The sequence below is a fragment of the Erwinia sp. GW821-FHT03D09 genome (assembly GCF_059420805.1).
This window is the reverse complement of the sequence record NZ_JBWKUK010000017.1, coordinates 109,856-119,962: the sequence shown is the minus strand read 5'-3', so window position 1 is coordinate 119,962 and position 10,107 is coordinate 109,856. Positions and strand designations below refer to the sequence as shown.

Annotated in this window: 12 protein-coding genes, 2 tRNA genes and 2 pseudogenes; 7 read left to right on the top strand and 9 right to left on the bottom strand. The window is 52.2% G+C overall.

Features of this window, described 5'->3' with window-relative positions; all coding sequences use genetic code 11:
* Positions 1-168: 168 nt before the first annotated feature.
* The 3 genes from AC07U6_RS17440 (at position 169) to AC07U6_RS17430 (ending at position 2,009) form a co-directional block, all read left to right on the top strand.
* A tRNA-Asp gene (locus AC07U6_RS17440) sits at positions 169-245 on the top strand.
* Between the two features lie 183 nt (positions 246-428).
* The gene (locus AC07U6_RS17435; protein ID WP_494761658.1) at positions 429-1,232 is read left to right on the top strand and encodes an endonuclease/exonuclease/phosphatase family protein; all 804 of its coding nucleotides are present in this window, start codon (positions 429-431) and stop codon (positions 1,230-1,232) included.
* A gap of 15 nt (positions 1,233-1,247) precedes the next feature.
* Positions 1,248-2,009 carry a class I SAM-dependent methyltransferase gene (locus tag AC07U6_RS17430; protein ID WP_494761659.1) on the top strand — a complete coding sequence of 254 codons (762 nt, stop codon included), beginning with the start codon at positions 1,248-1,250 and terminating at the stop codon, positions 2,007-2,009.
* A gap of 62 nt (positions 2,010-2,071) precedes the next feature.
* On the opposite strand, the gene AC07U6_RS17425 is transcribed toward AC07U6_RS17430, so the two are convergent.
* The 7 genes from AC07U6_RS17425 to gloB all read right to left on the bottom strand — a co-directional run bounded on the left by AC07U6_RS17425 (position 2,072) and on the right by gloB (position 6,579).
* Complete coding sequence (locus AC07U6_RS17425) at positions 2,072-2,713, bottom strand: cyclase family protein (RefSeq protein WP_494761660.1); 642 nt, start codon at positions 2,711-2,713, stop codon at positions 2,072-2,074.
* 1 nt (position 2,714) lies between these two features.
* A complete protein-coding gene (locus tag AC07U6_RS17420; RefSeq protein ID WP_494761661.1) occupies positions 2,715-3,020 on the bottom strand; it encodes a hypothetical protein in 306 nt (101 codons plus the stop codon).
* A gap of 81 nt (positions 3,021-3,101) precedes the next feature.
* A complete protein-coding gene (locus AC07U6_RS17415; protein ID WP_494761662.1) occupies positions 3,102-3,434 on the bottom strand; it encodes a hypothetical protein in 333 nt (110 codons plus the stop codon).
* 8 nt (positions 3,435-3,442) lie between these two features.
* Positions 3,443-3,772: an MFS transporter gene (locus tag AC07U6_RS17410; RefSeq protein WP_494761663.1), complete on the bottom strand. Its 330-nt coding sequence runs from the start codon at positions 3,770-3,772 to the stop codon at positions 3,443-3,445.
* 20 nt (positions 3,773-3,792) lie between these two features.
* A complete protein-coding gene (locus AC07U6_RS17405) occupies positions 3,793-4,068 on the bottom strand; it encodes a hypothetical protein (RefSeq protein ID WP_494761664.1) in 276 nt (91 codons plus the stop codon).
* Positions 4,069-4,369: 301 nt separating this feature from the next.
* Positions 4,370-5,752, bottom strand: coding sequence for a murein transglycosylase D (mltD, locus tag AC07U6_RS17400; protein ID WP_494761665.1), 1,383 nt, complete (start codon positions 5,750-5,752; stop codon positions 4,370-4,372).
* A gap of 71 nt (positions 5,753-5,823) precedes the next feature.
* Entirely contained in the window at positions 5,824-6,579 is a 756-nt protein-coding gene (gene gloB, locus AC07U6_RS17395; RefSeq protein ID WP_494761666.1) for a hydroxyacylglutathione hydrolase, read from the bottom strand.
* A gap of 102 nt (positions 6,580-6,681) precedes the next feature.
* Here gloB and AC07U6_RS17390 point away from each other — a divergent pair, with 102 nt between their 5' ends.
* Complete coding sequence (locus AC07U6_RS17390) at positions 6,682-7,413, top strand: class I SAM-dependent methyltransferase (protein ID WP_494761667.1); 732 nt, start codon at positions 6,682-6,684, stop codon at positions 7,411-7,413.
* On the opposite strand, the gene rnhA is transcribed toward AC07U6_RS17390, so the two are convergent.
* Positions 7,398-7,865 carry a ribonuclease HI gene (gene rnhA / locus AC07U6_RS17385; RefSeq protein WP_494761668.1) on the bottom strand — a complete coding sequence of 156 codons (468 nt, stop codon included), beginning with the start codon at positions 7,863-7,865 and terminating at the stop codon, positions 7,398-7,400. The genes AC07U6_RS17390 and rnhA overlap by 16 nt on opposite strands.
* A 51-nt stretch (positions 7,866-7,916) precedes the next feature.
* Here rnhA and dnaQ point away from each other — a divergent pair, with 51 nt between their 5' ends.
* Both dnaQ and AC07U6_RS17375 read left to right on the top strand, forming a co-directional pair.
* Positions 7,917-8,669: a DNA polymerase III subunit epsilon gene (dnaQ, locus tag AC07U6_RS17380; protein ID WP_494761669.1), complete on the top strand. Its 753-nt coding sequence runs from the start codon at positions 7,917-7,919 to the stop codon at positions 8,667-8,669.
* A 133-nt stretch (positions 8,670-8,802) separates the two neighbouring features.
* Positions 8,803-8,879: transfer RNA gene (locus AC07U6_RS17375), tRNA-Asp, on the top strand.
* 160 nt (positions 8,880-9,039) lie between these two features.
* Here AC07U6_RS17375 and AC07U6_RS17370 read toward each other — a convergent pair.
* A pseudogene (locus tag AC07U6_RS17370) lies at positions 9,040-9,831 on the bottom strand (cytosine permease); the annotation flags it as partial.
* Between AC07U6_RS17370 and AC07U6_RS17365 the strand changes: the two are divergent.
* Positions 9,823-10,095 (top strand): annotated as a pseudogene (locus tag AC07U6_RS17365) (aspartate/glutamate racemase family protein); the annotation flags it as partial. The pseudogenes AC07U6_RS17370 and AC07U6_RS17365 overlap by 9 nt on opposite strands.
* Between the last annotated feature and the right edge of the window lie 12 nt (positions 10,096-10,107).

Genomic DNA, 10,107 nt, shown 5'->3' with positions numbered 1-10,107 from the left:
AGAAGTGAAACGCCGTAGCGCCGATGGTAGTGTGGGGTCTCCCCATGCGAGAGTAGGGAACTGCCAGGCATCAAATAAAGATCCTTAACGGATCGAGACTTTACCCCTGACAAGGTAAAGGCGAAACACCTGAAATCAGACAGTTTCTGATATCAGTACAGAATCGGTGGAGCGGTAGTTCAGTTGGTTAGAATACCTGCCTGTCACGCAGGGGGTCGCGGGTTCGAGCCCCGTCCGTTCCGCCACTTAAATAAAAAAAGCCCTGAGCTAACGCTCAGGGCTTTTTTGCTTTGCTACAAACCGATTGTGTTTGCATTTACTTACGCAGAAGGCCATGGAATTACAGCACGGTGATTGAAACTGCACGGTAAAGCCCCTATAACTGGAAAATGGAAAGCATCCATCGTTGTAACAGAGCAGGCAATAACGTGCGAAAAAAGACTTATGCTATGAGATATGTAGCAGGGCAGCCAGCGGAACGTATTTTTCCGCCGGGGTCGATGTTTCATGTCGGACAGGCATTACCGCCAGGCGCACCGCTCACCACGGAAACTTCGTTAAAAGTTCTGGTCTGGAATATCTTCAAGCAGCAGCGGGCTGAATGGCTGTCGGTGCTGCAAAACTTCGGTAAAGACGCACATCTGGTACTTTTACAGGAAGCGCAAACCACCCCTGAACTGGTACGTTTTGCCACAAGTAATTATCTTGCGGCGGATCAGGTCCCCGCTTTTGTGCTGCCACAGCATCCTTCAGGCGTGATGACGCTGGCATCCGCTCATCCCGTTTACTGCTGCCCGCTACGTGAACGAGAACCGCTGCTGCGGCTGTCCAAGTCCGCTCTGGTGACCGCCTATCCGCTGCCGGACAGTCAGATGCTGATGGTCGTGAATATTCACGCGGTGAATTTCAGCATTGGTATTGATGTCTACAGCAAGCAGCTGGGGCCGATCGGTGAGCAAATTATCAACCATCAGGGACCGGTGATCATGGCCGGAGACTTTAATGCCTGGAGCCGCCAGCGCATCAATGCCCTGTATCGTTTTTCCCGGGAAATGGGCCTGCGTGAGGTGCGCTTTACTGACGATCATCGGCGTAAAGCGTTTGGGCGCCCGCTTGATTTCGTTTTCTACCGCGGCATGGGCGTTGCCAAAGCCTCGGTGCTGGTTACTACGGCTTCCGATCACAATCCACTACTGGTTGAATTCCACTCGCACCCCGCGAATACGTTCTGAAAATAAAGGATTTTTATGGCCCGGCATCACGATCACGTCGATAAACAGTTTGGCGAGCAGGCAACTGCCTATCTGACCAGCGCAGTTCATGCCAGCGGTCGCGATCTGGTTAAGCTGAGTGAGCGTTTTTATGCTGCATCTGATGCGCGGGTGCTCGATTTAGGCTGTGGTGCCGGGCATGCCAGCTTTGTTGCCGCGCAGTACGTTAAAGACGTAGTGGCTTACGATCTCTCCGAAAAAATGCTGACGGTGGTGGCACAGACGGCAAAGGAGCGTGGATATCACCATCTGACTACGCGGCAAGGCTATGCGGAAAAGCTGCCGTTTGCCAACGAGGAATTTGATATCGTCATCAGCCGTTATTCGGCTCACCACTGGCACGATGTCGGCAGCGCGCTGCGTGAAGTTCGCCGCGTACTGAAACCAGGCGGCAAAGCCATCTTTATGGACGTAAATTCGCCGGGAAATCCGGTGCTGGATATCTGGTTGCAAACCGTTGAAGCCCTGCGCGATACCTCGCACGTCCGGGACTATTCCCCCGGTGAGTGGCTGACGCTGTTTACCGAGTCAGGGCTGGCCATCGAGGCGATTTCACATGACCGCCTGGAGCTGGAGTTTACCAGCTGGGTTGAGCGCATGCGAACGCCACAGGTCATGGTGCAGGCGATTCGTGCCTACCAGCATTCTGCACCCTACGACGTTCAGCGATACTATGTGCTGCAACCCGACGGCAGCTTTACCACGGACATCATTTTTATTGAGGTCAGCAGGCCCTGAGTATGATTACGGCTCCACCAGGGCAATCGCCCGTACCGGTGAGGCCGACGCGCCTTTAATCCTCAGTGGTAAAGCGATAAGGTAAACGATGCGGGCAGGTTGTGCAGATTTGCCAGATTTTCGACAATCAGGCAATCTGAGCCAGGCACGGCATGATGCGCGGGATGCCCCTCGCTGCTGAAGTTGTCCAGCGACATTGCATCGGTACCAAACACGGTGACCCCTTTATCAATCAGATAGCGTGTTCCCTCCCCCGATAGCCCTGGCCAGTCCTGCAGGAAGGCCTGATGATGGGGGCGGGGCTGCCATTTTTTATCATAGCCGGTGCGAAAAATAACGATATCGCCCGCCGTTATCCCGCCGTGTTTCTCTTCCCACTGCTGAATCTGTTCGAGGCTGATGACGCTGTTTTTCTCGATGTGGGACATATCCAGGCAGCGCCCCCGTCCCGTGAGCTGGCGGACATCAATACTGTCGATAGTTTTCCCTTCGGCAATAAAGTGAATCGGCGCATCAACGTGGGTGCCACAGTGATCGCCAAGGCTGAGCTGGCAGTTATAGTTGCCGTCCCCTGCGACATAGTCTTCTGAACGATGGCAGAAAAACTTGCCGTGAGTCGGCCATACCGGCATGAATTCTTCATAGGGATGATTAAGCTCAATCAAACGGTGGCGGCTCAGCAGATTGACCAGTTCAGTGCTCATATCAGGCCTTTTTAACGTTAACGGTTTCTTTAATTAACCAGAGTGGAATACAGGAAATGACCAGAACGGCCGCAATTACCAGATAGTGCGTGGTAAAGCCGTAGCTGTGAATGATCCAGCCACTGACCGGGGCAACCAGAATACCGGCGATACCCACCGCCAGCCCGATCATCAGACCTATACTTGACGCGGTGGCACGTGGGGAAGAGTCGATTAACAGTGCACAGGCTACCGGGAAAGGGGAGTTACGGAACAGCCCCCAGAAGAGCAGAATGGCCCATGCCAGCGCGGCTGAGTGGATGAACACGCAAAGTGCTGCGGCGAGTATTCAGCCCGTGATGATGACCGTCAGTTAGCGTTTGCGCCCTTTGACATCAGAGAAACTTCCTCAAACGATCTGACCAATCCACCCGGTGAGGCCGGAGACCCCGGAGATAATGGCTGTCGTAGAAAGATCAAGGCCCACTTCACGGGTTAACTGCAGCGTCAGAAAGTTAGCAATACCCATCTCTGCCAAGGTGAAACCGAAGATCAGCAGTATCGCTAACTGGCAGTTACGGTTCTTCAGGCAGGACAAAACATTGGCCCAGATGGACGACTGCTCAACGGTCTGCTGCAGAGATAGGGTCACCGGCGGCGTAAGGCCGTTTTCAACAATCCATTTATTGACCTTAACGTGATTTTTCTTCGTTCCCAGCAGCAGCTGAGCGACTAAAATCACCAGTCCAATCATGGGAATAAACAGGAACGCTTCACACGAGGTCGCAACGCCAGAATAGCAGCAATCAGCACCGGCCCGATAAACTGACCGAGGGGAAAACCGGTATGGTGAACGCCAATCGCGAACCCACGGTTTTCCTTCTGCCACCATTCACCGAGCAGGGCGAGGTTAATCGGTTCGGAGCCGCCGGTGCCCATCCCCATCGCTACGCGCAGTACCTGAAACATGCCAGGTGTTTTACAAAACGCGGTAGCCGCACCGGAAACCACTTCAACCAGCACCGCCACGCACCAGCTGTAGCAGCGCTTATGCCCGGTCCCGACCCAGTCAGAAAACAAACCGAACAGGATGGCGCCTGTTAAGGTCCCGACAAAGCTGAGCGAGTTGAGCCAGCGGCCTGTACCTCGGTGAGGTTAAACGAGGTCATGATCGCCGGTAGCAGCGTGGGCAAAATAATGCGGTCGATAGAGTTCATCAAAATGGCGAGCGTGGTGATCACCGGCATCCACCAATAAATAGGGTGCGCTCGGGGAATAAAACGCATTAAGCCGCGTCTGGCAGGGTATTGATAAGCAAGCGTCGGTGCAGTTCTGCTTTTGGCCCGCTGGGCCATTTCTGAAGAGGGGAGAGTCATATCCTGTGCCTTTGAAATCTAGGTTATCGGTGCCGTTCTGCCATTGCACTGGCAGAGCGGAGATGCCTGGTGTTGTTATTTTTTTGCGTGTTTAGATCAAAAATTAAACACTAATATAACATTAGATTTCAGGTGTACTACCATACAAGAAAGATCGCGCGATAACCCGATCTTCATCACAGTCACTGCAGAGGAAGCGCAAGCGGGATCACAAATTGAATAGCGAAGAAGATGAAATTGAGAAAAGAGAAAACAAAAAAGCCAATCCGAAGATTGGCTTTTTAACTGGTATTTCAACAGATTAGCTATCTGGCGTTGCGCTGTTATTTACAAACAACGTCAGCTTGTCGCCCGGTTGAAGATTTTTGGCATTGTTGGCAACGCTGTTCCAGCGCACCACATCCTTGATATTCACACCGTGACGCTTAGCAATACTGGCCAGAGAATCACCCTTACGAACCTGGTAGGTGATGCTGTCGCCGTTATTTGCCAGTCGCGTACTGCTGCCAGTTCTCAGATTTAATATCTGGCCGGGTTTAATGCTGGCAGTACGCAGATTGTTAGCGCGCTGCAGGGTCTTCACCGGAATACTCAGGCGCTTGGCGATAGCGGACAACGTATCACCATTGCGCACCTTGTAGGTGGCCGGAGAGACGCTGTTCTTCGCCAGCGACGTTGGCTGAACTGCGGCAATATCACCTTCTGCCAGTGAATTACGCAGCTGTGCAACGTTGGACTTCGGAACCATAATGTAGTGAGGACCATTTGGTGCCGTTGTACCACGTTTGTATCCCGTGTTAAAACTCTTCAGCTTGCTCAGCGACATGCCAGCCATATCGGCGGCCTGCGTCAGTTCAATCTGCTGACCCACTTCAACACGTGCCAGTGCGCGGGTTTCGTTTGTCGTTGGCAGACGAATACCATAGCGCTTGCTGTCCTTGAGCAATTGCCCCAGAGCCAGCATTTTTGGCACATAAACCGTCGTCTCACGTGGAAGCACCAGTGACCAGAAATCCGTTGGCCGCCCTTTAGCTTTATTCGCCTTCATCGCTTTCAACACGCGGCCTTCACCACTGTTATAGGCAGCTACCGTTAGTAACCAGTCACCGTCAAACATGCCGTTAAGGCGCTGCATCATATCCAGAGCAACTTTTGTCGAAGCAACAATATCACGTCGCCCGTCATACCATTGATTCTGTTTCAAGCCGTAGTTTCGCCCCGTTTGCGGTACAATCTGCCAGATGCCAGCGGCATTCGCAGATGATGTTGCGTAGGGGTCAAAAGCGCTCTCCACTATGGGTAGTAGTACCAGTTCCATCGGCATTTTGCGTTGCTTAATCTGCTCGACTATCCAGTACATATACGGCTCTGCCCGTAATGTTACATCGTGGAGATAGCTCTTGTTCTTCAGGTACTTCTGTTTTTGTTCGCGTATCCGGTAATTATCCGGAACCTTCATCTTCAGCTCGTCGCTAATGAAATTCCACAGATCCTGACCCTGCGCGAGGCCGGTTCCATCGTCCTGCCATCGAGGGGACAACATTGAATCTGAGTACTGTCCATTTTCACCTTGACCTGCCGAAGACAAACTCTGTGCATGCTGTTCAGGAATGTTGGCATCATGCTTTGATGCCTGGCACCCCACCAGCAAGACCGAGGCGAGAATTATCGCTTTAGCCTTCATGTGTGTGTCAATAGTTCGATTAAAAGACGAGCAATCATACGTGCTCGTCCCACTCATGACAACCTAAAATATTAAAAGTGGTCTTTCTTAGCACGTAAGGCAGCAAATACCTGCCACTCATGTTGCATAGTTGTTTCTAAACCAATTAGATTTTGTAATTCAGTATCTTGCGTCATTAAAAAAACATTAATTTTTCGCTCAAGTTCCAGTTTTGTCGGTAAAGTTATGTGGTTTTTTGAGCGTAACTCCTTAATTTTATGCAGGTAGCGCTCTATTTCCTTATGTTGCGGATAAATCGCGTGTGCAAAAGTTAAATTCGATAATGTGTACTCATGCGCGCAACAAACTAGTGTATTGGCTGGAAGTGAATTAAGCTTTTGAAAGGATTCGAACATTTGTTGCGGTGTTCCCTCGAATAATCTTCCGCAACCGCCGGAAAACAGCGTGTCTCCACAAAAAAGATAAGGGGAACTGAAATATGAGATATGTCCCAAAGTGTGACCAGGCGTAGCATAAATATTGAATTCCAGGCCAAGAATTTTGATTTTTTCGCCTTCGCCGACAATTTCAGTGGCGCCTTTACCCTGTGTTTCCTGCGGACCGTACACCGTAATATTGGGATACTGGTCCAGGATTTCAGCCACGCCCCCCACATGATCGTGATGGTGATGGGTGAGTAAAATCGCGACCGGCTGCCACTGATTTTGGGACAGTGTACGCAAAACCGGCGCTGCTTCCCCCGGATCGACGATCAGACAGCGCCCTGCGGTGTCATTTAACATCCAGATGTAGTTATCCTGAAGTGCCGGAATACTGGTAAGATTCATATTCACCTCTTTATACTTTTCATCAGTGACGTCGCGCCAGGTGTCCTGCGGCAACGCTAGTCAGACTGGTATATACTCATAATGGATAGAAGATGGTAAAGCATGAAGCCTGCTAAAACACGCCAAATCCGCCACGTGCCTGACTCATGGTCGCAAATTCCCTGCGGGGAGTTTTATCGTGATGCGCTGGCCCATCATCTGCGCCCCAGTCTGGCCAAACTGTATGGTTTTCATTTGCTCAAGTTGGGCAATCTCAGCGCAGAAATTGATACGGAAGCCTGTGCCATCTCTCATCAGGTAAATGTGGGACTGAAAGGCGATCTGCTGCAGGTCAAGGCCGATCCGCTCAGCCTGCCGTTTGAATCGAAGTCGGTGGATGCCTGTCTGCTGGCCCATACGCTTGCCTGGAGTAGCGATCCGCATCGCATCCTGCGCGAAGTCGATCGGGTATTAATTGATGATGGCTGGATGTTAATAAGCGGCTTCAACCTGTTCAGTATGCTGGGTGTCGGCAAGCTGATCCCGGGCGTTCACCGTATGATCCCCTGGAACAGCCGCATGTTTACTCAGATGCGGCTGCTGGACTGGCTGAGCCTGCTGAATTACGAAGTGGTGCAGCGCAGTGGTTTTCAGGTATTACCCTGGAGCCGGCAGGGTGGGAAGGTCATTAGCACGCATCTGCCAGCGCTTGGCTGCCTGAATCTTATCGTGGCACGTAAGCGTACCTTCCCGTTGATTATCAATCCGATGAAAAAGAGTACCAGCAAGCCGAAGCTACAAACGGTGGGCGCTACACGGCAGTTTTACCCGCGTTCCCCTCAGGAACCCGACTGATAACCAACGTCATCAAACGTAGGATTACCGGCAGCGTTGCGGGCCAGTTCATCGCAGCGCTCGTTTTCAGCGTGCCCCGCATGGCCTTTTACCCACTTCCAGTCGATGTCATGCAGGCTAAGTGCGCTGTCGAGGCGCTGCCAGAGATCGACATTTTTAACCGGTTTTTTATCCGCCGTTTTCCAGCCGCGCTTTTTCCAGTTGTGTATCCAACTGGTAATCCCCTGGCGCACATACTGGCTGTCGGTACTCAAGACGACGGAGCAGGGCTGCTTCAGGGCCTCAAGCGCGACAATCGCCGCCATCATCTCCATGCGGTTGTTGGTGGTCAGATGGTATCCGGCGCTGAATTCCTTCTCATGCTCGCCGTAGCGCAGAATCGCGCCGTATCCACCGGGGCCTGGGTTGCCGAGGCACGAACCGTCGGTGAAAATTTCTACCTGCTTAAGCATCTCTGGTAGACTCCCTGTAGAAAAACGCCAAGTCTGACATAAACGGGTCCTATGAGCACAGTAAATACCACACGCCAGATCGTACTTGATACCGAAACCACCGGTATGAACATGATTGGTACCCACTATGAAGGTCACTGCATCATTGAAATTGGTGCCGTCGAGGTGATTAACCGCCGCCTGACCGGCAATAACTTCCACGTTTATCTGAAGCCCGATCGGCTGGTGGACCCGGAAGCGTTTGGCGTTCACGGTATCGCCGATGAATTTCTTGCCGATAAACCCACCTTTGCCGACATTGCCGATGACTTCCTCGCCTATATCGACGGTGCGGAGCTGGTCATTCACAACGCGTCGTTCGATATCGGCTTCATGGACTATGAGTTTGGCAAGCTCAAGCGCAATATCCCGAAAACGGAAACCTTCTGCCAGATAACCGACAGCCTGGCGATGGCGCGCCGGATGTTTCCCGGCAAACGTAACAGCCTTGATGCCCTTTGCTCGCGTTATGAAATAGATAACAGTAAACGAACGCTGCACGGCGCACTGCTCGACTCCGAAATTCTGGCAGAAGTCTTCCTGATCATGACCGGCGGCCAGACCTCGCTGTCGTTTTCAATGGAAGGAGAAAAGGAAGAACAAAGCAGCGGTGATATCATTCATCGTATTGCGCGGCCTTCATCAGGTCTGCGCGTGCTGCGTGCCAGCGAGCAAGAACTGGCTGAACATGAAAAACGTCTGGATTTGGTACAGAAGAAGGGCGGCAGCTGCCTGTGGCGTTCACAGCAGGAAAATGTGCAGTAAGTCACTAAAAATGCGCAATAAAACCGCTTCGAGCACAAAAAAAGAACAGTTGAAATTATTCTGAATAAAAAGCGTTGACGAACGTTTTGTCGATCCGTAATATCCGATTCGTTCCCGACGGGGAACAAAGCGCGGAGCGGTAGTTCAGTTGGTTAGAATACCTGCCTGTCACGCAGGGGGTCGCGGGTTCGAGCCCCGTCCGTTCCGCCAAGTATACAGAGAAAGGCCGATTCGAAAGAATCGGCCTTTTTCGTTCTTGCTTCCCTCAAAAAACATTCCGGCGAAAAAAAGCCGCAACGTTATCCGTTACGGCCTTCTTCAAAACTTAGCTGGCGGGTATATTCGCCTGAGCTGAGCTTATTATTTTTCGTTATTGCTCTTTCTGCATCACCACGTCTGCACGATAATCAGCGCCCGTCCGGGCCTGGGCCATTTCATCACGTGCAATCCAGCGGTAGGCCCCGGCTCCCAGCGCCACGCCGATAAACCAGCTGAAGTTAGCCACCGCGTGCAGCGAAGGGATAAAGCTGATCACCAGGCCAATGCCCACCGATGGCAGCAGCGCGGCAATCGCTTTTGGGTTGAAGCCGCCTTTGTACCAGTACTTTCCTTTCGGCGTGTCGTCAAACAGGTCGTCAACGGAGATTTTGCTACGCTTCAGCAGATAGAAGTCGGCAAGCAGGATACCGAACAGCGGCCCGATAAATGCGCCCAGCACGTCCAGCGTATAGTGAATCAGCTCCGGTGACTGGAACAGGTTCCACGGCGTTAACAGCACGGAACCCACGGCAGCAATCATCCCGCCGGTACGGAAGCTGATCTTCTGCGGCGAACAGTTCGAGAAGTCGAAGGCCGGAGAAACGAAGTTGGCCACAATATTAATGCCGATAGTGGCGGTAATCATCGTTAACAGGCCGATTGCCACCGCCAGGTCATTTCCCACCATGCTGACGGTTTCAATCGGATCGGTAATCATGCGGCCAAACAGCGACTGTGTACCGGAAACAATTACCACGGTTACAATCGAGAACAGCAGGAAGTTAAATGGCAGGCCCCAGCGGTTCCCGCGGCGGATTTCATCCATGCTTTTACCGTAGCGCGCAAAGTCACCGAAGTTCAGCTGCGGGCCGGAGAAGTAAGACACCACCAGCGCGGTGGCGGTATCGCGCAGGAAAAAGTGCGCCAGCGTTGTATACAAGCCATCCGTGAAGACGACAACGGGGCCATTGTGCTCGGCTGCGGCGGCATGGCCGATCTGGCGCGTGAACTGACACACGAACTCGGTATGCCGGTGATTGATGGCGTGGGCGCGGCGGTCAAAATGGTGGAGTCGCTGCTGGCTCTGGGGTTGAATACCAGTAAGCATGGCGATCTGGATTACCCGATTCGAAAAAAACTTTCAGGTCAGTTTGAACGCCTAAACTAAGGCAACGATCTG

Bases quoted from the DNA above. Each gene is read 5' to 3' on its own strand.
- AC07U6_RS17430 (WP_494761659.1), top strand. From the start codon at position 1,248: ATGGCCCGGCATCACGATCACGTCGATAAACAGTTTGGCGAGCAGGCA.
- AC07U6_RS17425 (WP_494761660.1), bottom strand. From the start codon at position 2,713: ATGAGCACTGAACTGGTCAATCTGCTGAGCCGCCACCGTTTGATTGAG.
- AC07U6_RS17405 (WP_494761664.1), bottom strand. From the start codon at position 4,068: ATGACTCTCCCCTCTTCAGAAATGGCCCAGCGGGCCAAAAGCAGAACT.
- mltD (WP_494761665.1), bottom strand. From the start codon at position 5,752: ATGAAGGCTAAAGCGATAATTCTCGCCTCGGTCTTGCTGGTGGGGTGC.
- gloB (WP_494761666.1), bottom strand. From the start codon at position 6,579: ATGAATCTTACCAGTATTCCGGCACTTCAGGATAACTACATCTGGATG.
- AC07U6_RS17390 (WP_494761667.1), top strand. From the start codon at position 6,682: ATGAAGCCTGCTAAAACACGCCAAATCCGCCACGTGCCTGACTCATGG.
- rnhA (WP_494761668.1), bottom strand. From the start codon at position 7,865: ATGCTTAAGCAGGTAGAAATTTTCACCGACGGTTCGTGCCTCGGCAAC.
- dnaQ (WP_494761669.1), top strand. From the start codon at position 7,917: ATGAGCACAGTAAATACCACACGCCAGATCGTACTTGATACCGAAACC.